We start from the raw sequence: 21,382 nt of genomic DNA, 5'->3' as shown, positions 1-21,382 counted from the left end.
GCGTTCAGGACGAGGCCGCCGCCAGCGCGACGTCGAGGTCGGCCAGCAGGTCGTCGACGTGTTCGATGCCGACCGACAGGCGCACCGTGTCCTCGGTCACGCCGGCCTTGGCCAGCTCTTCGGCGTTGAGCTGGCGGTGGGTGGTCGAGGCCGGGTGCGTGGCCAGCGAGCGCACGTCGCCGATGTTCACCAGGCGGGTGAAGAGCTTCAACGCATCGAGGAACTTCGCGCCGCCTTCGCGGCCGCTGCCGATGCCGAAGGTCAGCACGCCGCTCGACTTGCCGCCGAAGTACTTCTGCGCCAGCGCATGGTCCGGGTGGTCCTCGAGCGCCGCGTAGTTGACCCAGTTCACGGCCTTGTGCGCCTTCAGGTGCTGCGCCACCGCCAGCGCATTGCTGCTGATGCGGTCCATGCGCAGCGCCAGCGTCTCGATGCCCTGCAGGATCAGGAAGGCGTTGAAGGGCGAGATGGCCGCGCCGGTGTTGCGCAGCGGCACCACGCGCGCGCGGCCGATGTAGGCGGCCGGGCCCAGAGCCTCGGTGTAGACCACGCCGTGGTAGCTCACGTCGGGTTCGTTGAGGCGCTTGAAGCGCTCCTTGTGCTCGGCCCACGGAAACTTGCCCGAATCGACGATTGCGCCGCCGATGCTGGTGCCGTGGCCGCCCAGGTACTTGGTCAGCGAGTGCACCACGATGTCGGCGCCGTGTTCGATGGGCCGGCTCAGGTACGGCGAGGGCACGGTGTTGTCGACGATCAGCGGCACGCCGTGGCGGTGCGCGATCTCGGCGATGGCCGCGATGTCGGTCACGTTGCCGGCCGGGTTGCCCAGCGACTCGACGAACACCGCCTTGGTCTTCTCGTCGAACAGCTTCTCGAAGCTGGCCGGGTCGCGGTGGTCGGCGAAGCGCGTGGTGATGCCGAACTGCGGCAGCGTGTGGGCGAACAGGTTGTAGGTGCCGCCATACAGCGCGGTGCTGCTGATGATGTTGTCGCCGGCCTCGGCGATGGTCTGGATCGCGTAGGTCACGGCCGCCTGGCCCGAGGCCAGGGCCAGCGCCGCGATGCCGCCCTCGAGCGCGGCCACGCGCTGCTCGAGCACGTCCTGCGTCGGGTTGTTGATGCGGGTGTAGATGTTGCCCGGCACCTTGAGGTCGAACAGGTCGGCGCCGTGCTGTGCGCTGTCGAAGGCATAGGCCACGGTCTGGTAGATCGGCGGCGCCACCGCGCGCGTGGTCGGCTCGGGCGAGTAGCCGGCGTGGACCGAAAGGGTTTCGAATTTCCAGTTGCTGGACATGTGTGTGCCTTTTTTGGGGGATGAAGAGGTTCAGATGGCCCAGCGCAGGGCGTGCGCCGAGGGGTTCAGCCAGCGCGCGTCGCCCTCCCCGGGCTCGGCCGTGTCGGGCTTCTGCAGCACGCGGTCGAGGATGCGTTTCTCGATCGCGGCGAAGGCCGGGTCGCCCTGCGAGCGCGGGCGGGCCAGCGCGATGTTCTCGTCGAGCGCGATGCGGCCATCCTCGATCAGGATCACGCGGTCGGCCAGCGCCACCGCTTCCTGCACGTCGTGCGTGACCAGCAGCGCGGTGAAGCGGTGGCGCTGCCACAGGTTCTCGATCAGCCGGTGCATCTCGATGCGCGTGAGCGCATCCAGCGCGCCCAGCGGCTCGTCGAGCAGCAGCAGCCGCGGGTGGTGCACGAGCGCGCGCGCCAGCGCCACGCGCTGCCGCTGGCCGCCCGACAGGCGCGCCGGCCATTCGTTCTCGCGATCGGCCAGGCCGACCTGGGCCAGCACCTCGCGGCCGCGTTCGCGCAGGTCGGTCGGCAGGCCCAGCGTGACGTTGTCGAGCACGCGACGCCAGGGCAGCAGGCGCGCTTCCTGGAACATGATCCGCGTGTCGTCGTGCAGGCCGTCGATGGCGCGGCCGTCGGTGGCCAGCGTGCCGTCGGTGGCCTCTTCGAGGCCCGCCACCAGGCGCAGCAGCGTGCTCTTGCCGCAGCCGCTGCGGCCCACGATGGCGATGAACTGGCCGGGCTCGATGCTCAGCTGCGTGTTGCGCAGCACTTCGCGCGCGCCGTAGCGTTTGTGCACGCCGCGCACTTCGAGCTTCACGCCGCCGGCAATCAAAGGTTCGTTCGATACGGTCGTCATGCGCCGGCTCCTGGTTGAAACAGCGGCACGTCGAGCGCGTTGAGCTTGCGCGGCAGCAGCTTCTCGGCGAAGAAGGCGTCGGCGATCTTCTGCTGCTCGGCCAGGCCCTCGGGCACGGCCGGGCGCACCGCGTAGCTGCGCCGGGCGTTGGCCTGCTCCACCGTGGCGGCGTCGAGGCCCCACACCGGCGCGAGCAGCGCGGCCGCGTCCTTCGGGTACTGCTTGACCCAGCGGCCGGCCTTCGCCAGTTCGGCATAGAGCACGCGCAGCACGTCGGGCCGCGCGGTCGCGAACTTGGTGCTGGCCAGGTAGTAGCGCTGGTAGGAAGCGATGCCGGTGCCGTCGGCCAGCACCCGCAGCTTCGACTGGCGCTGGGCCGCCGACAGGAACGGGTCCCAGACGACCCAGGCGTCGATCGCACCCTTCTCGAACGCGGCGCGGCCGTCGGCCGGCGTCAGGTAGGCCGGCTCGATGTCCTTGAAGGACAGGCCGGCCTTGTCGAGCGCGGCGATCAACAGGTAATGCACGCCGGCCGCCTTGGCGAAGCCGATCTTGCGGCCCTTGAGATCGGCCACCGTGCGAATGGGCGAGTCCTCGCGCACCACGATGGCCTGGGCCGAGGGTGACGGCGCCTCCTGCGCCACAAAGGTCAGTTGCGCGCCGGCCGCCTGCGCGAACACCGGCACGGTGTCGGCCACGTCGGCGCTGAAGTCCAGGTTGTCGAGGTTCAGGGCCTCGAGCAGCGGCAGGCCGCTGGTGAACTCGTGCCAGCTCGGCTTGACGCCCAGCGGCGCGAGCTGCTGCTCGAGCGTGCCCTGGGTCTTGAGCACCACGATCAGCGTCGACGACTTCTGGTAGCCGATGCGCACCGTGCTGCCGCCCTGTTGCGCGAAGGCCGATGCCGCACCGAGCGCGGCCAGCGTGCCGAGCGCGCCGCGGCGGGTGAAGGAAAGCGATGAGGTCATGGGGGTCTTCCCGTCACTTGGATTGATAGCCGGGGTGCCAGCGCAGCCACCAGTGCTCGAGGCCGCGCGCGAACAGGTCGGCCAGCTTGCCGAGCAAGGCGTAGAGCAGGATGCCCACCAGCACGATGTCGGTCTGCAGGAACTCGCGGGCGTTCATCGTCAGGTAGCCGATGCCGGCCTGCGCCGAGATGGTCTCGGCCACGATCAGGATCACCCACATCAGGCCCAGCGAGAAGCGCAGGCCGACCAGGATCGACGACAGCGCGCCCGGCAGGATCACCTCGCGGTAGAGCTGCCAGCGCGTGAGGCCGTAGGTGCGGCCCATCTCGATGAGCTGCGGGTCGACGTTGCGGATGCCGTGGAAGGTGTTGAGGTAGATCGGGAAGAACACCGAGATGCTGATCAGGAACAGCTTGGCGGTCTCGTCGATGCCGAACCACAGGATGACCAGCGGGATCAGCGCCAGCGCGGGGATGTTGCGCACCATCTGGATGGTGGAATCGAGCAGGGTCTCGGCGAACTTCACCGAGCCGGTCAGCAGGCCCAGCGCCAGGCCCGCGCCGCCGCCGATCGCGAGGCCCGCGAGCGCACGGCCCGCGCTGACCTTCACGTGCGTCCAGAGCTCGCCCGAGACGGTCAGCGTCCACGCGGCCTTGACCACGTCGATCGGCGCCGGCAGCACGCGCGTCGACAGCCAGCCGAACGAGGATGCGATCTGCCAGAACACGATCAGGCCCACCGGCACGAGCCAGGGCACGAGCCGCTTCGCGACGTTGACGCCGAAGCCCTTGAGCGCGCCGGCCGCGCCATCGGTGGAGGCGACGGCCGGCAGTTTCTGCACTTGTTCGGTCATGGCCGTCCTCAGCTTTGCGAAGCCAGACGCGAAGGCGCGTCGAGATTGGCCACGACTTCGCCGAAGGGCCCGGTCGGCAGGCCGCCGGCCAGCCGTGCCTTCGTCTTGTAGGAGAGCAGCGGGAACACCAGCTCGGCGAAGCGGTAGGCCTCCTCGAGGTGCGGGTAGCCCGAGAGGATGAACTTGTCCAGGCCCAGCGCCGCGTACTCCTCGATGCGTGCGGCGACGGTCTTGGCGTCGCCGACCAACGCGGTGCCCGCACCGCCGCGCACCAGGCCCACGCCGGCCCAGAGGTTGGGCGAGATCTCGAGGTCGGCGCGCGTGCGCTTGGCGCCCTTGGCATGCAGCGCGGCCATGCGGCGCTGGCCTTCGGAGTCCATCTTCGCGAAGGCGGCCTGCGCGCGGATCACGGTGGCGTCGTCGACGCGGCTGATCAGGTCCTCGGCGGCCTGCCAGGCGGCGTCTTCGGTCTCGCGCACGATCACGTGCAGGCGGATGCCGAACGCGACCTTGCGGCCCTTGCGCTCCGCACGCGCCTTGACGTCGGCGATCTTCTTCGCGACCTCGGCCGGGGGTTCGCCCCAGGTCAGGTAGGCATCGACCTGCTCGGCGGCGAGTTCGTGCGCGGCTTCGGAGGAGCCGCCGAACCACACGGGCGGGTACGGCGTCTGCACCGGCGGGTACAGCAGCTTGGCGCCCTTCACCGTCAGGTGCTTGCCTTCGTAGTCGAAGGTCTGGCCGTCATGGCTGCGCGCCAGGATCTCGCGCCAGATGCGGATGAACTCGGCCGACTGCTCGTAGCGCGCGGCGTGGTCGAGGAACACGCCGTCGCCCTCCAGCTCGGTCTGGTCGCCGCCGGTCACCAGGTTCACCAGCAGCCGGCCTTCCGAGAGCCGGTCGAAGGTCGCGGCCATGCGCGCGGCCAGGCTGGGCTGGTGCAGGCCCGGGCGCACCGCGACCAGGAACTTGAGCTTCGTGGTCGCACCGATCAGGCTCGAGGCGATGACCCAGGGGTCTTCGCAGGAACGGCCCGTGGGGATCAGCACGCCCTCGTAGCCGAGACGGTCGGCGGCGCCGGCGATCTGCTGCAGGTACGAGAGCTCGACCGGCCGTGCGCCCTCGGCGCTGCCGAGGTAGCGGGTGTCGCCGTGCGTGGGAAGGAACCAGAAGAATTGCATGGCGGCGGACTCAGGCGATGCTGGCCGCGGCGGCCTCGAGCACGTTGATCTTCTTGGGGATCAGCTTCAGCGCGAAGAAGGTGTCGGCGATCTGCTGTTGCTCGGCCAGGATGGCCTTGGTGATCGGGCCGGTGCCGTAGCGGCCGCGGCCGACCGACAGGTCGAGCACCGGCTTGGGCAGGCCCAACAGCGCGGCGAGTTCGGACGAGAACGCGTCCTTGTTGGCTTCGGCCCACTTGTCGATGCTGTTGATCTCCTCGGTCACGATGCTCAGCACGTCCTGGTTCTTCGCGACGTAGTCGAGCGAGGAGAAGTAGAAGGCGCGGTTGCCCACCACGCCGGTGGCGTCGGCCAGCACGCGCGCGTCAAGCGTCTTCTCGGCCGCGGCCAGGAAGGGGTCCCAGATGACCCAGGCATCGACCGAGCCTTTTTCGAAGGCCGCACGCGCATCGGCCGGCGGCAGGTAGGCCAGGTTCAGGTCGGTGTAGGCCAGGCCGTGCTTTTCGGCCAGCTTGACGATGAAGTAGTGGACGTTGCTGCCCTTGTTGAGCGCGATCTTCTTGCCCTTGAGATCCGCCACGGTGCGCAGCGCCGAACCCTTGGGCACCAGCACCGCTTCCGAGGCGGGACGCGACACGGTGGCGGCCACGTAGGCCAGCGGCGCGCCTGCGGCCTGCGCGAAGATCGGCGGCGCTTCGCCCACGTCGCCGAAGTCGATCGAGCCGACGTTGAGCGCCTCGAGCTGCACCGGGCCGGCCGTGAACTCGGTCCACTTCACCGAGACGTTGAGCGGCGCCAGCCGCTTCTCGAGCGTGCCGCGGCCCTTGAGCAGGCTCAGGTTGCCCTTCTGGTTGCCGATGCGCAGGGTGCGCGCCGGCGGCTGCGCCAGCGCGGCGAAGGAAGGCAGCGCGATGGCGGCGGCAGCGCCCTGGATCAGGCGGCGGCGGGGGAGCGAAATGGAGGTCATGTGTGGGTTCTCTGTTCGGTTCGGCCTGGAAGGAGGGAGCGGCCTAGTTGGCGATCGCGTCGCGCACCTTGATGGCCTTGGGAATCAGCTTGAGCTGGAAGAAGGTGTCGGCGATCGTTTGCTGCTCGGCCACGACCTCGGGCGTGAGCGGCTTGACGTTGAACTCGTAGCGGCGCAGCGCCAGCTCGACCACGTCCACCGGCAGGCCCTGCAGCGGCGCGATGATCTCGGCGGCCTGGCGCAGGTTCTTCTTGAGCCAGATGCCCTGCGACACCGAGTCCTCGAACAACGCGTCGATCACCTTCGGGTTCTTGGTGACGAAGCCGCGCTCGCCCAGGTAGTACTGGTAGTTGCTCACCACGCCGGGCGTGCCGTCGGCCAGCACACGGGCGCCGGTGGCCTTCTCGGCCGCGGCCTGGAACGGATCCCAGATCACCCAGGCATCGACGTTCTTGCTCTCGAAGGCCGCGCGGCCGTCGGCCGGCGCCAGGTAGATCGGCTGGATGTCGGACAGGGCCAGGCCGTTCTTCTCCAGCTGCCTGACCAGCAGGTAGTGCACGTTGCTGCCCTTGTTGAGCGCGACCTTCTTGCCCTTGAGATCGGCCACCGAGCGGATCGGCGAGTCCTTTGTGACCAGGATGGCCTCGGCGCGCGGCGCGGCCGGGTCGTGGCCGAAGTAGACGAACTTCGCACCCGCGGCCTGCGCGAAGATCGGCGGCGCCTCGCCCACGAAACCCACGTCGACTGCGCCGACATTGAGCCCTTCGAGCAGCTGCGGCCCGGCCGGGAACTCGACCCACTTCACGCCGAAGCCCAGCGGCTGCAGCTTCTTCTCGAGCGAGCCCTGGGCCTTCTGCAGCACGAACAGGCTGGCCGACTTCTGGTAGCCGATGCGCAATTGCGGCCCACCGGCCTGCGCGTGCGCCGAGGTCGCGGTCAGGAAGGCCGTGATCAAGGCGATGGCCGCGACCACCAGCAGGCTCAGTGCGAGGTCGCGCAGCGACTGCCACAGCGGACGCGGTTCGGAATCGATGGCGAAGTCTTCGGGGTTGACGGGATGCATGGAGATGTCCTTTGGCGAAACACAGGCAAAGCCTTCCCCATGACCACCCCAGCGGTGGCACGGGACTCTGTTCGTGGAACACCGCGGAACCGGCTTCGCCGGGCCGCTGGTGTTGCCCCCTTGAGGGGGAAAGCCAAGCGACACAAAGTGCGCGCCGGCTATCGGGGGTGGGTCACCTCGCGGGTCAGAAACTACATCGCACCTGAGAGAACGGCACCGGATCGAAGCCGCGCCGCGGCGCCAGCTTCAGGCCCTCGGTGGCCAGGGCCTCGGCCGCGTCGTCGAGCCGGCGCGCCAGGTCCGGGTGCACCTGGTAGGCGCCCTCGGGCGTGAGCGTGACCTGGGCGTCGGTGGCATAGACACCCGGCAGGATCTGCCGCGCGGCCAGCGACTGCAGCACCGGGCGCAGCGCGTAGTCCAGCGCCAGCATGTGGTGCGGGCTGCCGCCGGTGGCCAGGGGCAGCACGGTCTTGCCCTTGAGCGCGTCCTGCGCCAGCAGGTCCAGCAGCACCTTGAGCACACCGCTGTACGCGGCCTTGTAGACCGGGGTTGAGACCACGACCACCTGCGCCTCGGCGACCTGCGCGATCACGCGCTGAACGGCCGGGTGGTTCCAATCGGCATGCAGCAGGGGCTGCGCCGGGAGCTCGCGCACCGCGATGCGATCGATGCGGGCGCCGCGGCCTTCAAGCCGCTGGCCTACCGCTTCGAGCAGCGCCGATGAACGCGAGGGGGCGGTCGGGCTGCCGGCAATCAACAAAACAGTCACACGTGCTTTCTTTGGTTTCTCGGATCGATCACTTGTTGGTGTAGATCTGGTCGAAGGAACCGCCATCGGCGAAGTGCGCCTTGTCCGCCTTCGTCCAGCCGCCGAAGGCGTCGTCGATGGTGAACAGCGTCAGCTTCGGGAACTGCTTGTCGTACTTGGCCTTGGCCTTTTCCGAGGTCGGGCGGTAGTAGTTGCGGCCGGCGATGTCCTGGCCTTCGTCCGAGTAGAGGTACTTCAGGTATTCCTCGGCCACGGCGCGCGTGCCCTTGCGGTCGACCACCTTGTCGACCACGGCCACGGTGGGCTCGGCCAGGATGCTGATCGAGGGCGCGACGATGTCGAACTTGTCCGGACCGAATTCCTTGAGCGCCAGGTAGGCCTCGTTCTCCCAGGCCAGCAGCACGTCGCCCACGCCGCGCTGGACGAAGGTGATGGTGGAGCCGCGCGCGCCCGTGTCGAGCACCGGCACGTTCTTGAACAGCTTGCCGACGAAGTCCTTGGCCTTGTCGTCGCCGCCGTACTTGCGCTTGGCGAATTCCCAGGCCGCGAGGTAGTTCCAGCGCGCGCCGCCCGAGGTCTTCGGGTTGGGCGTGATCACCTGCACGCCGGGCTTGATCAGGTCGTCCCAGTCCTTCAGGCCCTTGGGATTGCCCTTCTTCACCAGGAACACGATGGTTGAGGTGTAGGGCGCCGAGTTGTGCGGCAGGCGCTTCTGCCAGTCGGGCTTGACCAGACCGCCGTGCGTGACCAGCGCGTCGGTGTCGCCGGCCAGTGCCAGCGTGGCGACGTCGGCGTCGATGCCGTCGATGATCGAGCGGGCCTGCTTGCCCGAGCCACCGTGCGATTGCTTGATCACCACGTCCTGGCCGGTCTTGCCCTTCCAGTAGGCGGCGAAGGCCTTGTTGTAGTCGACGTAGAGCTCGCGGGTCGGGTCGTAGGAGACGTTGAGCAGGTTCACCGTCTGGGCGAACGACGGCAGGGCCGTGAGGGCCATGCCGCTCGCCAGGACAGTGCCGATGGAAAGCTTGATAAAGTCGCGGCGAATGCTCATGGTGTTCTGCTCTCTGTTCAATGCAAGGGGCATATCAATGAAGCTGCCGATTCTGAATTCGGCATAAGGAACTTGGAACGACCGAGTTCTCAGTTCTAAATAGCGAAATCAACTAAGGGACCCGGTCACGGCCGTCCCGCAACCCACACGCAAAGGCAAATCCAAATGGCTCGCATGGTCCAGTGCATCAAGCTCGGCAAAGAAGCAGAGGGTCTCGACTTCCCGCCCTACCCCGGTGACCTGGGCAAGCGGCTCTGGGAAAACGTCAGCAAGGAAGCCTGGGCCGCCTGGCTCAAGCAGCAGACGATGCTGGTCAACGAGAACCGGCTCAACCTGGCCGACCAGCGCGCCCGGGAGTACCTCAAGCGCCAGATGGAAAAGCATTTCTTCGGCGACGGCGCCGATGTCGCGCAGGGCTACGTTCCGCCTTCGCCCTGACCCGTCTTTCTCCTTCCCCCGCCGGGGGAAGGCCGGGATGGGAGCATGGCGTTGTCCATGGACACGCCGTCTGCATTCACCCCCGCCCTCTCCCAAAGGGAGAGGGAGCAATACCCCCATGACCGAACCCGTCACCTGGCGTGCCGATGGCGTTCCGCTGAGCGAACGCTTCGGCGACATCTATCACACCGAAACCGGTGCGCTGGCGCAGTCGCGCCATGTGTTCCTGGGCGGCTGCGGGCTGCCGGGCGCCTGGGCCGACCAGGCGCAATGGCGCATCCTCGAGACGGGCTTCGGCTTCGGCTTCAATTTCCTCGCGACCTGGCAGGCCTGGCGCGACGACCCGGCCCGCCCGCGACTGCTGCACTTCGTGTCGATCGAGGCCCATCCCGTGGGCGCCGCGGACCTGCGCCGCGCCGCGGCGGCCTATCCCGAGCTGCATGCGCTGGCCGAGGAACTGGCCGCGCAATGGCTGGAGCTGCTGCCCGGCTTCCACCGCCTGGCCTTCGACGGCGGCCGCGTGGTGCTCACCTTGTGCGTGGGCGACGTGCAGGCCATGCTCAAGGCCCAGCGCTTCGAGGCCGACAGCCTGTTCCTCGACGGCTTCAGCCCGGTGCAGAACCCCGACATGTGGTCGCCCGACACCCTCAAGGCCGTGTCGCGCTTCGCCCGGCGCGGCACCGGCCTCGCGACCTGGACCATCGCGCGCGCGGTGCGCGACACGCTCGCGCAGCTCGGCTTCCAGGTGCGCAAGGCGCCCGGTTTTCCACCCAAGCGCGACTGCCTGCGCGGCGTGTTCGATCCGGCCTGGACCCCGCGCCAGCGCAAGCCCGCGACCGCAGCGGCCGCGCCTGGGCGCTGCGCCGTGATCGGCGCCGGGCTCGCGGGCGCCGCCGTAGCCGCGAGCCTGGCGCGGCGCGGCTGGCAGGTCGAGGTACTCGAGCGCGCCGACCATGCGGCCGCGGGTGCCTCGGGCCTGCCCGTGGGCATGCTGGCGCCGCACGTCTCCTCCGACGACGCCCTGCTCTCGCGCCTCACGCGCGCCGGCATCCGCGCCACCTGGCAGCAGCTCGACGACCTGCTGGTCGAGGGCCGCGACTGGCGCGCCAGCGGCGTGCTCGAACGCCGGCCGGCGGTGCCGACGCCCCGCCTGCCGCCCGACTGGACGCCTGCGGGCCCCAACCTCTCGTGGCGGGCCGACGCACCACAACTGCTCGCGGCCGGCCTGCCCGCGGATCCCGCCGCGCTGTGGCACGGACGCGGGGGTTGGGTCAAGCCGGCCGCGCTGGTCGCAGCTTGGCTGGCGCAGCCCGGCATCCGGCTGCGCACGGCGGTCGACGTCGCGCGGCTCGTGCCCTCGGCGCAGGGCTGGCAGTTGTTCGATGCGGAAAACCGCCTGATCGCGGAGGTCGACCGCGTGGTCGTCGCGGCCGGCTTCGACAGCCTGCGCTTCGCGCCCACGCTGCCGCTGCAGCCGGTGCGCGGCCAGGTCGCGTGGGGCACGACGACAGCGCCGCTGGCCGCCACGCCCGTCAACGGCGACGGCCACCTGATTCCGCAGGTGCCAGGCCCCGACGGCGCATCGCACTGGCTCAGCGGCGCGACCTACGAGCGCGGCAGCACCAACACCACGCCGCGCGAAGCCGATCACGCGGCCAACCGCGCGCAGCTCGAACGGCTGCACCCGGCCACCGCCGCGGCGCTGGGGCACGCGTTCGACCAGGCCACGCCTTGGGCCGGCATCCGCTGTGCCTCGGCCGACCGCCGGCCGCTGGTCGGTCCGCTCGAAGAACAACAGGGGCTGTGGGTCTGCACCGCCCTGGGCTCGCGCGGCCTGAGCTTTGCCGCGCTGTGTGCCGAACTGCTGGCCGCGCAGTGGCACGGCGAGCCGCTGCCGCTGCCGAACGCGCTGGCGAAGGCACTGTCGACGCCGCGGCGCTGATGCGGGCCGCTCAGGCGGCCGGCGCGTGCTTCAGGCTGAACAGCCCCACATTGACCCGCCCCGAGCGGAAACCCGCCTCGCAGTAGCACAGGTAGTACGCCCAGAGACGCTTGAACGCGTCGTCGAAGCCCAGCTTTTCGATGGCCGGCCAGGCCGCGAGGAAGCGGCGGCGCCACTCGGCCAGCGTCTCGGCATAGCTGAGGCCGAAGAGCTCCTCGACCTGCAGCGTGAGGCCGGCGCGCTCGGCTTGCGCCTGCATCGCCTCGATCGAGGGCAGCATGCCGCCCGGGAAGATGAAGCGCTGGATGAAATCCGGCGTCCGGCGGTAATGGTCGAAGTGCGCCTCGGCGATCGTGATCACCTGCACCACGGCCGTGCCGTCGGCCGACAGGCGCTCGCGCAGGGTGTCGAAGTAGACCGGCCAGTAACGCTCGCCCACGGCCTCGAGCATCTCGATGGAGACGATGCGGTCGTAGCGGCCGTCGACGTCGCGGTAGTCCTGCAGCCGCAGGTCGACCTGCTGCTCGTTCTGCTCGGCCACCACGCGCTGCTGCGCATGCGCCAGCTGCTCGGTCGACAGCGTGAGGCCGGTGACCTGGGCGCCCTGCTTCGCGATGGCCAGCGCCAGCGCGCCCCAGCCGCAGCCGATCTCGAGCACCTTCGCGTCGGGCTTCAGGTCCAGCAGTTCGACGATGCGCTGGAGCTTGGCGGCCTGCGCCTGCTCCAGCGTCTCGTCGCCCGAGGCGTAGAGCGCGCTCGAATAGACCATGTCCGGGTCCAGCCACTGGGCATAGAAGTCGTTGCCCATGTCGTAGTGGAAGGAGATGTTCTGGCGGCTGCCGCGGCGCGTGTTGGCGCGCGCGCGGTGCAGCAGACGGCCGGCCCAGCGCGCGGGCAGCGACGCGTCGAACACGCGGCCCCAGCCGGCCTCGTTGCGGATGCCGAACTCGAGCAGCGCCGTCAGGTCGGGCGTCGACCAGTCGCCGTCGCGGTAGGACTCGGCCAGCCCGATGTCGCCGCGCAGCAGCATGCGCGCCAGCGGACGCCAGCGGTGCAGCGTGATCGCCGCGTGCGGGCCCGTTGCCGCGCCACGACCCTCGACGCGCTGGCCGTCGGGCAGTTCGACGACCAGCGTGCCGCAGGCCATGCCGCGCATCAGGCGCACCAGCAGGCGGCGCAGCGGGTGCCGCGTCCAGCCCGGGCGCAGTGCGGCCGCAGCCTGTTCGAGGGACTCGGCCTGCAGGCCGTTCGACGGAGTGGAGGAAGTGCTCATGAGTCTTTGGTTCCGGCGATGGTCACAGATTGGGCGGGGGCGGCGGGGCAGGCATGGAAGCGCGCGCCCTTGATCCACAGCCGCAGGGCTTCCCAGTGGATGGCGCCCACCACTTTGAGGGTCAGCAAGGGATGGGAAAAGAAGACGGCGGCCAGCGCGGCATCGCCGAGCGCCCGGCGCTTGGCATCGAAGCGCGCGACCAGCACCGGGCCGGTGTCGTCGGCCACGGTGATGCCGATCGCCAGGCCGGGGCGTGCGGCATCGGGCGCCTGCATCCGGAAGTCGTAGCGCAGGTCGAGCCCGAGGAAGGGCGAGACATGGAACTGCTTGTCGCAGCGCTGGGCGATGTCGCGGCCGTCGCGCCCTGCGGCGTCGACCGCGATCAGGTAGCTGTGACGCTGGCCGAAGGTGTTGTTGACCTCGTAAAGGATGGCCTGCAGCCCGCTGCCGTCGGGATGGTCGCAGTAGTAGACGCTCAGTGGATTGAAGGCATAGCCCAGGATGCGCGGCATGCTCAGCAGCCGGATCGCGCCGCCTGCGCGCAGGCCGGCGGCGACCAGCTGGCGCTCCACGTAGGGCCGAAGTCCCAGGCCGTCGCCGGCACCGTAATCGCGCTCGTGCAGGCTGAACAGGTTGAAGCGGTTGAGCGAGAACAGCCGCAGCCGGCGCGCCAGTGCGGGCAGCTCGTCGATGTCGAGCAGCAGCGAGAACACGCGGTAGCCGAGCCGGTGCCTGGCCGGGCGCAGCCGCTGGTGCATCACGCGGCCGGCGTAGAGCGCGGACGCCGTGCCGACGGTGGTCATTGCACGGCCTCGGCACCGGCCCGGATGCGAATGCGGCCCGACTCGTTGGCCACGTTCCAGGGCCGGCGCACGCCGCCCAGGGCCTCGGCCACGGCCAGCCCGGCCTGCAGGCCGTCTTCATGGAAGCCGGAGCCGAAGTAGGCGCCGCAAAACCAGGTGCGGCGGCGGCCCTGCAGGCTCCAGAGCTCGTCCTGCGAGCGGATGGCCTTCATGTCGAAGATCGGGTGCTCGTAGATCTCGCTGCGGATCAGGTGCTCGCTGCGCGGCTCCAGCGTCGGGTTGAGCGTGAGGAACATCGGCGTCTGCTCGGGGATGGCCTGCAGCCGGTTCATCCAGTAGGTCACGCAGGGCGCCTCGGCGCGGCTGCGGTGGGCCGCGTAGTTCCAGCTCGACCAGACGGCACGGCGTTGCGGCATCAGTGCCGGGTCGCTGTGCAGCACCGCGCGGTTGCGGCTGTAGTCGAAGGCGCCCAGCACCCGCTTCTCGAGCGCCGTGGCATCGGGCATCAGCCGCAGCGCCTGGTCGGCATGGGTGGCGATCACCACCTGGTCGAAGCGCTGCGCTGCGGCCGCGCCTTCGGTGCGCACCCAGGCGCCTTCCGCGTCGCGCTTGACCTCGGTGACGGCCTGGTCCAGGCGCAGGCCCTGGCCCAGCGCGGCGGTCAGGCGCTCGACATAGCGTGCGCTGCCGCCGGTGACGGTGCGCCACGCCGGCCGGCCGCTGAGCTTGAGCAGGTGGTGGTTCTCGCAGAAGCGCACGAAGGCTTCGGTCGGGTACTCGCCGACACGGGCGGCCGAGGTCGACCAGATGGCCGCGGCCATCGGATAGAGGTGGTCTTCGCGGAAGGCCTTGCCGAAGCCGCGCGCGTCCAGGTAGCTGTCGAGCGGGATCAGGCCGAAGCGCTCGGCGTCGGCCGGGGCCTGTCGGTAGAAGCGCACCAGGTCGCGCAGCATCGACCAGAAGCGCAGGCTCAGCAGGTTGCCGCGCTGCGCGAACAGGCCGCGCAGGTCGGTACCCGAATACTCGAGCTGGCCGCCGTCCAGGCTCACGGCGAAGGACATCTCGGTGGCCTGCGTCGCCACGCCCAGATGGTCGAACAGCGCGCTCAGGTTGGGATAGGCCGGCTCGTTGTAGACGATGAAGCCGGTGTCGACCGCGACCTTGCCGGCGGCAGTCGGCGCCTCCACCGTGTTGCTGTGGCCGCCCGGGCGGCTGTCGGCCTCGAACAGCGTCACGCGGTGGCGCTGCGACAGCAGCCAGGCCGCCGACAGCCCCGAGATGCCGCTGCCAATCACGGCGATGTCCATCGCAGGTCCGTCGTGCCCGCGGGTGGGGGCCGAGCCATCGGGCGCAAAGGCGATCGTCATGGGGTGCTCCGGAAACGTTGTTGCTGCTTGTACGCAGCCATCGGCGATTTGGATTTGCCCGGCTTTTCCCGGATCGCCGTGCGCAGGCCCTGTGATCTAATCCCGCGGGCGGTGCGTAGGAGCAGCATGAACACCGCCCGACACCCTGCGGCCTCCCCTGCGCCAGCCAGAAGGACGCTGCGTGCGCCCTGGCTGTCGATCGTGAGGCTGCATCACAGCCGGAGCGAGATGCCGACAAGCGAGGAACTGAACGAGTGGGCACAGGCCATCGCAAGCCACGGCGACCGGCAGGCCTTTGCCGCGCTGTTCAAGCATTTCGCGCCGCGCGTGAAGTCCTATCTGATGCGCCTGGGCACGTCCGACAGCCTGGCCGAGGAACTCGCGCAGGAAGCCATGGTCAATGTATGGCGCAAGGCCTCCGGCTTCGACGCCAGCCGTGCCAGCGTCTCGACCTGGATTTTCACCATCGCCCGCAACCTGCGCGTCGACCATTTCCGGCGCCAGGGCAACCGGCTCTCCGAGGGCCATACCAGCGACATCGACGACGAGGTCGATCTGGCCGACACGCTGCCGGCGCTCGACGAGCAATTGCTCGCGCGCCAGCGCGAAGCCGGCGTGCGCGAGGCGATGACCCGGCTGTCGCCCGATCAGCTGCAGGTGCTGCGACTGTCCTTCTACGAGGAGCAGCCCCATGCGCAGATCGCGCAGGAACTGGGCATTCCGCTGGGCACGGTCAAGTCGCGGGTGCGGCTGGCCATGCACCACCTGCGCCGGCTGCTCGACGGACTCGAACCATGACCACGACGACTCAACACCATCCCGACGACGACCTGCTGCTGGCCCACACGGCCGGCCGGCTGGCGCGCGGGCCGGCGGTGGTCGTCGCGACCCACCTCGAAGGCTGCGCGCATTGCCGCGCGCGCGTCCGGCTGATGGACGCCGTGGGCGGCGCGCTGCTCGAGGCCCTGCCGCCCGAGACGCTGGCGCCCGACGCCCTGGCGCGGACGCTGGCGGCCATCGACGCCCTCCCCCGCACGCCCGCCGCCCCCGCGCCCATGGGCCGCCATCCTGTCCTGCCGCCCGACATGCAATGGCCGCGCGCGCTGCGCGACTGCAGCGCCACGCCCTGGCGCTGGCTCGGCCCCGGCATGCGCTGGAGCCGCGTGACCCTGCCCGACGACCCGAAGGCCAACGTGTTCCTGTTGCGCATCGGCGCCGGCAAGCAGTTGCCAGTCCACACCCACAGCGACTGCGAACTCACGCAGGTGCTCTACGGCAGCTTCCACGACGGCCGCGCATTGTTCGGCCCGGGCGACTTCGACGAGGCCGATGGCAGCTTCCACCACCAGCCCACGGTGCAGGCCGGCGGCGACTGCATCTGCCTGGCCTCGGTCCAGGGCAAGGTGCTGTTCCAGGGCGCGCTGGCGCGCATGCTGGGGTCGCTGGTCGGGATGTGAACCGGCCCGCAGGCCGGTTGAGTTCAACGACCGCCGAAAGCGAAGGTGAGCCGCGCCGCGGCCGCCGCCGACACCGCCGTCACGAAGGTGCCCCAGCAGAGGTCGGCGATGGTCACCTGCCACGACCAGTCCTTGAGGGTGGCCTGGTTGGTCAGGTCATAGGTCGCATAGGCCAGCAGGCCCAGCAGCGCGCCGAAGCCCAGCGCAGTGACCCAGCGGCCGCTGGCCAGCGCCGGCATGACCGCGAACACCACCACGCCCGCGACGTAGACCAGGTAGAACAGCACCGCCGGCCCGAGCGCGAAAGGTTCGCGCATCAGGTGGCCGATGGCCGGGCGGTAGAGCCGGTCGGCCATGGTCGTGAGCCAGACGGCGTCGAGCGCCAGGAAGACCACGGCCGTGGCCAGGTAGGCGACGGCGGTTTGCCGGAAGGTCATGCGAAGCTCCTGCGCGTTGGAAAGAAGACGAGGCGCGGCCGCCTCGCGCTGCTTACGCATCGGCCCGCACCTCGGATCACTTGAGCCGGTACGTCAGCAGCCGTCCGCCCTCGAGCGTCGAATCGAGGCCCACCCATTCGCCCTGCGCCGAGTACCAGACGTCGATCGGCTGCGGCGGCCCCTCGATGCGCCAGCGCGTGGCCGTCAGCGACCGCCCGCGCACCTCGATCGGCGCACTGCCGATCCGGCTCACGCGCACCGCCTCGGCCTTTCCGGTCTGGGCGTTGAGCAGGCGGCTCTGGCTGCGCATGGCCGGGTTCCAGTAGGCGAAGCTCATCACGCAGCCGGGCAGCGAGCGCGCGACCGGGGCGGTGCCGACGCCCGTCTCGGTGAGCACCGACAGGCCCTCGCCGGCCGGCTCGGTGCGCACCCGGCTCAGCGTGCCGTCGTCGTCGGTGCTGGCGCTCAGGCTGTCGAGGCAGTCGCCGCGCCAGCGCTCGGTGGCCTGGTGCCGGTAGCGGTAGACCGTCAGGCCCAGCAGCTTGACGTTGAAGCGTGCATCGCTGAGCACCTCGCGCGCCTCGGCCGGGCCGCCGACCACGAAGCGGTGCTCGCCGATGGGCTTGCCGTCGAGGAAGGCGGCGAAGTTGGACTCGGCGGCCAGCGCGCTGCCACCGACCGCGCACAGGCCGAGCACCAGCAGCCGCCTCATGGCGCGGGCCCCTTCCCACCGCCACGCACCGGACCGGGCACGAAGGCGTTGGTGCGCGCAATGTAGTCGCGGTAGGCCGGCCGGCGCTCGGCGATGTCCTTCTCGAGCAGCTTCACGCCGGAGACCTTGAGCAGCAGCACCGTCATGAGCAGCGGCGACACGATGCTCCAGGCACCGGCCCAGCCCGCGCCGGCCAGCGCCGCGAGCCACAGGCCCCACCAGATGCAGGCCTCGCCGAAATAGTTGGGATGGCGGGTGTAGCGCCACAGGCCGCGGTCCATCACCTGGCCCTTGTGGGCGGGGTCGGCCTTGAAACGCGCCATCTGCGCGTCGCCGATCGCCTCGAAGACGATGCCGAAGGCCGCCAGCGCGAGGCCCACGCCATCGAGCGCATTCAGTGGCCGTGCCGCCGCCACCCCGGCGAGGAACGGCGCCGACACCACCCAGGCCAGCACCGCCTGCAGCAGGAACACCAGGTAGAGGCTCTTGAAGCGGTAGCCCGGCTGGTTGCGCTCGCGGATCTCCTGGTAGCGGCGTTCCTCGCCGTGGCCCCAGTTGCGCCAGGTGATGAACAGGCTCAGTCGCAGCGCCCAGGCGCTGGCCAGCGCCAGCATCCAGAAACCGCGCGCGCCGACCTCCGGCGTCAGCAGCGCATAGACCCAGCCCGCGCCGACGATCAGCAGCGACCAGACCCGGTCGACCAGGCTCACGTCGTCGCGCCGCAGGCTCGCGAGCCAGGTCAGCGCGGCCAGCGCCACGGTCAGCGCCAGGCCGGCAAAGGCGGTCGATGCACTCATGGCCTCGACCCTTCGGCCCGGACGCCGTCGAAGCGCACCGACAGCCGCACCAGCAAGGGCAGCATCCCGCCCCACACCAGCGCCAGCGTGACCAACGCCGGCACCGTGTGGACGAAGGCCGCGCCGCCCAGCCGCACGCCCGAGGAAAACGCGAGCGGCCCGACGATGGCGCCCAGCAGGGCCGCCAGCCACAGCCGGGGCCGCAGCCAGCGCAGGCTCACGTTGAGCGCGATCGCAAACAGCCCCCACAGCGCCACCATCCAGTAGGGCGCGAAGTGCAGATCGGGCTGGCCCGAGGGGTAGGCCACGTTGCCCTGCAGCGCCACCATCGTCTCGACCGTGAAGCCGATCGCGCAGGCCAGCGCCACCAGCAGCGCCTCACGGCCCGGCCGCGCCGACACCGACAGGTGCCAGCAGATCACGGCCACCGCGCACAGCGTGCCGGCCAGCGCCATGTGATGGGCGGCACCGAGCACCGCCGCGAACCAGGCCAGCTGCGACAGCGCGACGTTGGCCAGCAGCACCGTGCGGGTGGGCCGGCCGTCAGCCGCCCCGGGCGAGGTCGGAGGCGCCGCCATGGGGGCCAGGGCGACCGTCATGCGCGCCGCTCGAACAGGTAGTGGCTGACCCACCAGCGCTGGCCGTCGTCGTAGCCGAACAGCTCGGCCACCGACATGAAGAACAGCCGCCAGCGCACCCACCAGACGTCGGCCTCCTCGCCGTAGGTCTCGCGGAACAGCGGCATCAGCGTGGCGCGGCGCTGGTCCATGTTGCGCAGCCAGGCCTCCGAGGTGCGCTGGTAGTGGGTGCCGTCCCAGCGCCACTGCTGCAAGAGCCGCAGGTCGTCCTGGCAACGCAGCGCCAGGTCGTCGCTTGGCATCATGCCGCCCGAGAAGAAGTAGCGGCTCATCCAGTCGCTCGCGTCGCGCTCGACGAAGGGGTAAGGCGCGCCGCGGTGCGCGAACACGTGCATGAAGAAGCGGCCGTCGGGCCGCAACCAGCGCGCCACGTTGGCGAAGGCCCGCGGCCAGTTGCGCAGGTGCTCGAACATCTCGACCGACACCACCCGGTCGAAGCGGTCGGCCGTATCGAACTGGTTGATGTCGCGCGTCAGCACGCGCACGTTGGACAGCCCGCGCCGCTTGGCCTCCGCCTCGATGTACTCGCGCTGCGAGTTCGAGTTCGACAGCGCCGTGATGCGGCTGCGCGGGTAGTGCTCGGCCATCCACAGCGTGAGCGAGCCCCAGCCGCACCCCAGTTCCAGCACCACCTGCCCGTCGACCAGCCCGGCGCGTTCGCAGGTGGCGGCCAGCGCCGCGGCCTCGGCGTCGGCCAGCGTCTCGACGCCCTCGGGCCAGTGGCAGCTGCTGTACTTGCGGTGCATGCCCAGCACCTCGCCGAAGAAGGCGGCCGGCACCTCGTAGTGCTGTTCGTTGGCCTTCTCGGGCAGCGGCGCCAGCGAGGCGGCCTGCATCTCCTCGACGAAGGCCTGCTTGAGCGCGGCCGAGGCCTCGGCGTCTTCGTCCTGCAGTTCAAGCACCCGCTGCATCAGCAGGCGGCGAATGCCCATGCGCACCAGGCGATCGGGCACCAGGCCCCGTTCGACCGAACGGATGGCGACTTCAGTGGTTTGCGACATGCGTGTGTCCTCGTTGGATGGCACCGCGATGGGGCGCCGCTACTGCCTATACGCAGCAAAGTCCCGACTGGATCAACGTCGCAGTACACGCGCAGAATGCAGCCCATGCCCACCCGCTACGACATCACCCACACCACGGTCTACCGCTACAGCACGCCGGTCACCTTCGGCGAGCACCGCGTCATGTTCCGCCCGCGCGACAGCCACGACCTGCGGGTGCTGGCGACCGACCTGCAGGTCAGCCCCGAGGCGATCGTGCGCATGATCCAGGACCCGCACTCCAACTCCGTGGCGCTGGTGCAGCCGATCCAGCCGGCGCTGGAACTGCGGCTGGTGGCCTCCTTCACCATCGAGCGCGCCGACGTCACCCAGGATCTCTCCCTGCTCTCGCCTTCGGCCGAGTTCCTGCCCTTCGCCTACTCGCTGCAGGACCGGCTGGACCTGGAGCACTACCTGCGCCCACACCACGACGACCCCGACGGCACGCTGATCGCGTGGGCGCACCAGTTCTTCCGCCACGACGGCCCGACCGGCACGCGCGACCTGCTCGGCCGCATGAACCAGCACATCAACCAGAACTTCCGCTACGAGACCCGCGACGAGGAAGGCACGCAGACCCCGCTGCAGACCCTGGCGCTGGGGGGCGGCAGCTGCCGCGACTACGCGCTGCTGATGATGGAGGCCATGCGCCGGCTGGGCGTGGCGACGCGCTTCGTCTCGGGCTACCTCTACGACAGCGCGCTCGACGTCGCCGCACCCGCGGGCGAAGGTGCGATGACCGGTGCCGGCGCCACCCACGCCTGGCTGCAGGCCTACCTGCCCGGCGCGGGCTGGGTGGCCTACGACCCGACCAACAACCTGCTGGGCGGCAGCCAGCTGATCCGCGTCGGCGTGGCGCGCGACCCGGCCTTCGCCGCCCCCGTGTCGGGCAGCTGGTATGGCGAGGCCGATGCCTACGTGGGGCTCGAGGCCTCGGTGCAGGTCAAGCGGCACGCGAGCTGAGCGGTCGCGGGCAAACGCAACAGGGCGCCTGTCCTACGCCGTTGCCGGGCATTCGGCGCTGCAATCGCTTCCCGGAATTTCCGGAAGGAGACCGCCATGCTCGCCAACAAGGAAGCCATTGCCAACCTCGCCGTCAAGGACATCGAGGCGGCGCGCCAGTTCTACGAGGACACGCTGGGCCTGACGCAGGTCGCATCGGAATGCGAAGACGTGCTGACGTTCCAGAGCGGCGCCTCGCAGTTCTTCGTCTACCGCTCCGATTTCGCCGGCAGCAACCAGGCCACTGCCATGAGCTGGGCGGTCGGCGAGGAGATCGAGCAGATCGCGAAAACGCTCGCCGCCAAGGGCGTGCGCTTCGAGCACTACCCGGACATGCCGGACACGCAGCTCGAGGGCGACATCCACCATTCCCAAGGCATGCGCATCGCGTGGTTCAAGGACCCGGACGGCAACATCCTGAGCCTGGTGACCGGCTGAGCCGGCGCAGCCCCGGGTTGCGGAGCCGTACGATCCCGCCCTGCGA

23 protein-coding genes are annotated in these 21,382 nt (G+C 69.9%); 6 read left to right on the top strand and 17 right to left on the bottom strand.

Annotated features, from left to right (window positions below; translation table 11 throughout):
- Window positions 1-4 precede the first annotated feature (4 nt).
- From A9977_RS19220 to A9977_RS19180, 9 genes are all read right to left on the bottom strand, one after another.
- Window positions 5-1,294 (bottom strand): O-acetylhomoserine aminocarboxypropyltransferase/cysteine synthase family protein, encoded by a 1,290-nt coding sequence (locus tag A9977_RS19220; RefSeq protein ID WP_183026471.1) that lies wholly within the window; start codon window positions 1,292-1,294, stop codon window positions 5-7.
- A 30-nt stretch (window positions 1,295-1,324) separates the two neighbouring features.
- Window positions 1,325-2,146, bottom strand: a complete 822-nt coding sequence (locus A9977_RS19215; RefSeq protein WP_183026470.1) for an ATP-binding cassette domain-containing protein — start codon at window positions 2,144-2,146, stop codon at window positions 1,325-1,327.
- Complete coding sequence (locus A9977_RS19210) at window positions 2,143-3,111, bottom strand: aliphatic sulfonate ABC transporter substrate-binding protein (RefSeq protein WP_183026469.1); 969 nt, start codon at window positions 3,109-3,111, stop codon at window positions 2,143-2,145. The genes A9977_RS19215 and A9977_RS19210 overlap by 4 nt, the downstream gene beginning before the upstream one ends.
- Before the next feature lie 13 nt (window positions 3,112-3,124).
- The gene (gene ssuC / locus A9977_RS19205; protein ID WP_183026468.1) at window positions 3,125-3,964 is read right to left on the bottom strand and encodes an aliphatic sulfonate ABC transporter permease SsuC; all 840 of its coding nucleotides are present in this window, start codon (window positions 3,962-3,964) and stop codon (window positions 3,125-3,127) included.
- 8 nt (window positions 3,965-3,972) lie between these two features.
- Window positions 3,973-5,142 carry an FMNH2-dependent alkanesulfonate monooxygenase gene (ssuD, locus tag A9977_RS19200; protein ID WP_183026467.1) on the bottom strand — a complete coding sequence of 390 codons (1,170 nt, stop codon included), beginning with the start codon at window positions 5,140-5,142 and terminating at the stop codon, window positions 3,973-3,975.
- A 10-nt stretch (window positions 5,143-5,152) separates the two neighbouring features.
- A complete protein-coding gene (locus A9977_RS19195) occupies window positions 5,153-6,109 on the bottom strand; it encodes a sulfonate ABC transporter substrate-binding protein (RefSeq protein ID WP_183026466.1) in 957 nt (318 codons plus the stop codon).
- A 43-nt stretch (window positions 6,110-6,152) separates the two neighbouring features.
- Complete coding sequence (locus A9977_RS19190) at window positions 6,153-7,172, bottom strand: sulfonate ABC transporter substrate-binding protein (protein ID WP_183026465.1); 1,020 nt, start codon at window positions 7,170-7,172, stop codon at window positions 6,153-6,155.
- 184 nt (window positions 7,173-7,356) lie between these two features.
- Window positions 7,357-7,941, bottom strand: a complete 585-nt coding sequence (ssuE, locus tag A9977_RS19185; protein WP_183026464.1) for an NADPH-dependent FMN reductase — start codon at window positions 7,939-7,941, stop codon at window positions 7,357-7,359.
- 28 nt (window positions 7,942-7,969) lie between these two features.
- Window positions 7,970-8,992 (bottom strand): sulfate ABC transporter substrate-binding protein, encoded by a 1,023-nt coding sequence (locus A9977_RS19180; RefSeq protein WP_183026463.1) that lies wholly within the window; start codon window positions 8,990-8,992, stop codon window positions 7,970-7,972.
- A 165-nt stretch (window positions 8,993-9,157) separates the two neighbouring features.
- Between A9977_RS19180 and A9977_RS19175 the strand changes: the two genes are divergently transcribed.
- Window positions 9,158-9,430, top strand: a complete 273-nt coding sequence (locus tag A9977_RS19175; protein WP_183026462.1) for an oxidative damage protection protein — start codon at window positions 9,158-9,160, stop codon at window positions 9,428-9,430.
- Between the two features lie 118 nt (window positions 9,431-9,548).
- Window positions 9,549-11,372, top strand: a complete 1,824-nt coding sequence (gene mnmC / locus A9977_RS19170) for an FAD-dependent 5-carboxymethylaminomethyl-2-thiouridine(34) oxidoreductase MnmC (protein ID WP_183026461.1) — start codon at window positions 9,549-9,551, stop codon at window positions 11,370-11,372.
- A 10-nt stretch (window positions 11,373-11,382) separates the two neighbouring features.
- On the opposite strand, the gene A9977_RS19165 is transcribed toward mnmC, so the two are convergent.
- The 3 genes from A9977_RS19165 to A9977_RS19155 are packed head-to-tail and all read right to left on the bottom strand — an operon-like array spanning window position 11,383 to window position 14,815.
- Complete coding sequence (locus A9977_RS19165) at window positions 11,383-12,645, bottom strand: cyclopropane-fatty-acyl-phospholipid synthase family protein (protein ID WP_183026460.1); 1,263 nt, start codon at window positions 12,643-12,645, stop codon at window positions 11,383-11,385.
- Entirely contained in the window at window positions 12,642-13,448 is an 807-nt protein-coding gene (locus A9977_RS19160) for a DUF1365 domain-containing protein (RefSeq protein ID WP_183026459.1), read from the bottom strand. The genes A9977_RS19165 and A9977_RS19160 overlap by 4 nt, the downstream gene beginning before the upstream one ends.
- Entirely contained in the window at window positions 13,445-14,815 is a 1,371-nt protein-coding gene (locus tag A9977_RS19155; protein WP_183026458.1) for an NAD(P)/FAD-dependent oxidoreductase, read from the bottom strand. The genes A9977_RS19160 and A9977_RS19155 overlap by 4 nt, the downstream gene beginning before the upstream one ends.
- Before the next feature lie 228 nt (window positions 14,816-15,043).
- Here A9977_RS19155 and A9977_RS19150 point away from each other — a divergent pair, with 228 nt between their 5' ends.
- Window positions 15,044-15,613, top strand: a complete 570-nt coding sequence (locus A9977_RS19150) for a sigma-70 family RNA polymerase sigma factor (protein ID WP_259652041.1) — start codon at window positions 15,044-15,046, stop codon at window positions 15,611-15,613.
- Window positions 15,610-16,272, top strand: a complete 663-nt coding sequence (locus tag A9977_RS19145; RefSeq protein ID WP_183026456.1) for a ChrR family anti-sigma-E factor — start codon at window positions 15,610-15,612, stop codon at window positions 16,270-16,272. Before A9977_RS19150 ends, A9977_RS19145 begins: the two co-directional genes overlap by 4 nt.
- A 23-nt stretch (window positions 16,273-16,295) precedes the next feature.
- Here the strand turns inward: A9977_RS19145 and A9977_RS19140 are convergent, their stop codons facing one another.
- From A9977_RS19140 to A9977_RS19120, 5 genes are all read right to left on the bottom strand, one after another.
- The gene (locus tag A9977_RS19140) at window positions 16,296-16,709 is read right to left on the bottom strand and encodes a DUF2177 family protein (RefSeq protein WP_183026455.1); all 414 of its coding nucleotides are present in this window, start codon (window positions 16,707-16,709) and stop codon (window positions 16,296-16,298) included.
- A 76-nt stretch (window positions 16,710-16,785) separates the two neighbouring features.
- Entirely contained in the window at window positions 16,786-17,421 is a 636-nt protein-coding gene (locus A9977_RS19135; protein ID WP_183026454.1) for a DUF6134 family protein, read from the bottom strand.
- The gene (locus A9977_RS19130) at window positions 17,418-18,218 is read right to left on the bottom strand and encodes a DUF1295 domain-containing protein (protein ID WP_183026453.1); all 801 of its coding nucleotides are present in this window, start codon (window positions 18,216-18,218) and stop codon (window positions 17,418-17,420) included. The genes A9977_RS19135 and A9977_RS19130 overlap by 4 nt, the downstream gene beginning before the upstream one ends.
- Window positions 18,215-18,817: a DUF2878 domain-containing protein gene (locus A9977_RS19125; protein ID WP_183026452.1), complete on the bottom strand. Its 603-nt coding sequence runs from the start codon at window positions 18,815-18,817 to the stop codon at window positions 18,215-18,217. The genes A9977_RS19130 and A9977_RS19125 overlap by 4 nt, the downstream gene beginning before the upstream one ends.
- The gene (locus A9977_RS19120) at window positions 18,814-19,857 is read right to left on the bottom strand and encodes a cyclopropane-fatty-acyl-phospholipid synthase family protein (RefSeq protein ID WP_183026451.1); all 1,044 of its coding nucleotides are present in this window, start codon (window positions 19,855-19,857) and stop codon (window positions 18,814-18,816) included. Before A9977_RS19120 ends, A9977_RS19125 begins: the two co-directional genes overlap by 4 nt.
- A 105-nt stretch (window positions 19,858-19,962) precedes the next feature.
- Here A9977_RS19120 and A9977_RS19115 point away from each other — a divergent pair, with 105 nt between their 5' ends.
- Window positions 19,963-20,859, top strand: coding sequence for a transglutaminase family protein (locus A9977_RS19115; protein ID WP_259652040.1), 897 nt, complete (start codon window positions 19,963-19,965; stop codon window positions 20,857-20,859).
- Between the two features lie 96 nt (window positions 20,860-20,955).
- The gene (locus A9977_RS19110) at window positions 20,956-21,336 is read left to right on the top strand and encodes a VOC family protein (protein ID WP_183026449.1); all 381 of its coding nucleotides are present in this window, start codon (window positions 20,956-20,958) and stop codon (window positions 21,334-21,336) included.
- The last annotated feature ends 46 nt before the right edge of the window (window positions 21,337-21,382 follow it).

Origin of the sequence: Variovorax sp. UMC13, assembly GCF_014170375.1 — a bacterium.
Taxonomy (GTDB): Bacteria; Pseudomonadota; Gammaproteobacteria; order Burkholderiales; family Burkholderiaceae_C; genus Variovorax.
Note: the sequence above shows the minus strand (reverse complement) of the source record. Positions and strands in the feature narration are given on the sequence as shown.

What these genes read in the sequence shown, in the direction of transcription:
- A9977_RS19145 (WP_183026456.1), top strand. Translation starts at nt 15,610, where the DNA reads ATGACCACGACGACTCAACACCATCCCGACGACGACCTGCTGCTGGCC.
- A9977_RS19155 (WP_183026458.1), bottom strand. Translation starts at nt 14,815, where the DNA reads ATGACGATCGCCTTTGCGCCCGATGGCTCGGCCCCCACCCGCGGGCAC.
- A9977_RS19165 (WP_183026460.1), bottom strand. Translation starts at nt 12,645, where the DNA reads ATGAGCACTTCCTCCACTCCGTCGAACGGCCTGCAGGCCGAGTCCCTC.
- A9977_RS19120 (WP_183026451.1), bottom strand. Translation starts at nt 19,857, where the DNA reads ATGTCGCAAACCACTGAAGTCGCCATCCGTTCGGTCGAACGGGGCCTG.
- ssuC (WP_183026468.1), bottom strand. Translation starts at nt 3,964, where the DNA reads ATGACCGAACAAGTGCAGAAACTGCCGGCCGTCGCCTCCACCGATGGC.
- A9977_RS19115 (WP_259652040.1), top strand. Translation starts at nt 19,963, where the DNA reads ATGCCCACCCGCTACGACATCACCCACACCACGGTCTACCGCTACAGC.
- A9977_RS19160 (WP_183026459.1), bottom strand. Translation starts at nt 13,448, where the DNA reads ATGACCACCGTCGGCACGGCGTCCGCGCTCTACGCCGGCCGCGTGATG.
- A9977_RS19135 (WP_183026454.1), bottom strand. Translation starts at nt 17,421, where the DNA reads ATGAGGCGGCTGCTGGTGCTCGGCCTGTGCGCGGTCGGTGGCAGCGCG.
- A9977_RS19140 (WP_183026455.1), bottom strand. Translation starts at nt 16,709, where the DNA reads ATGACCTTCCGGCAAACCGCCGTCGCCTACCTGGCCACGGCCGTGGTC.
- A9977_RS19180 (WP_183026463.1), bottom strand. Translation starts at nt 8,992, where the DNA reads ATGAGCATTCGCCGCGACTTTATCAAGCTTTCCATCGGCACTGTCCTG.
- A9977_RS19195 (WP_183026466.1), bottom strand. Translation starts at nt 6,109, where the DNA reads ATGACCTCCATTTCGCTCCCCCGCCGCCGCCTGATCCAGGGCGCTGCC.
- mnmC (WP_183026461.1), top strand. Translation starts at nt 9,549, where the DNA reads ATGACCGAACCCGTCACCTGGCGTGCCGATGGCGTTCCGCTGAGCGAA.
- A9977_RS19130 (WP_183026453.1), bottom strand. Translation starts at nt 18,218, where the DNA reads ATGAGTGCATCGACCGCCTTTGCCGGCCTGGCGCTGACCGTGGCGCTG.
- A9977_RS19110 (WP_183026449.1), top strand. Translation starts at nt 20,956, where the DNA reads ATGCTCGCCAACAAGGAAGCCATTGCCAACCTCGCCGTCAAGGACATC.
- A9977_RS19220 (WP_183026471.1), bottom strand. Translation starts at nt 1,294, where the DNA reads ATGTCCAGCAACTGGAAATTCGAAACCCTTTCGGTCCACGCCGGCTAC.
- A9977_RS19125 (WP_183026452.1), bottom strand. Translation starts at nt 18,817, where the DNA reads ATGACGGTCGCCCTGGCCCCCATGGCGGCGCCTCCGACCTCGCCCGGG.
- A9977_RS19150 (WP_259652041.1), top strand. Translation starts at nt 15,044, where the DNA reads ATGCCGACAAGCGAGGAACTGAACGAGTGGGCACAGGCCATCGCAAGC.
- A9977_RS19215 (WP_183026470.1), bottom strand. Translation starts at nt 2,146, where the DNA reads ATGACGACCGTATCGAACGAACCTTTGATTGCCGGCGGCGTGAAGCTC.
- A9977_RS19210 (WP_183026469.1), bottom strand. Translation starts at nt 3,111, where the DNA reads ATGACCTCATCGCTTTCCTTCACCCGCCGCGGCGCGCTCGGCACGCTG.
- A9977_RS19190 (WP_183026465.1), bottom strand. Translation starts at nt 7,172, where the DNA reads ATGCATCCCGTCAACCCCGAAGACTTCGCCATCGATTCCGAACCGCGT.
- ssuD (WP_183026467.1), bottom strand. Translation starts at nt 5,142, where the DNA reads ATGCAATTCTTCTGGTTCCTTCCCACGCACGGCGACACCCGCTACCTC.
- A9977_RS19175 (WP_183026462.1), top strand. Translation starts at nt 9,158, where the DNA reads ATGGCTCGCATGGTCCAGTGCATCAAGCTCGGCAAAGAAGCAGAGGGT.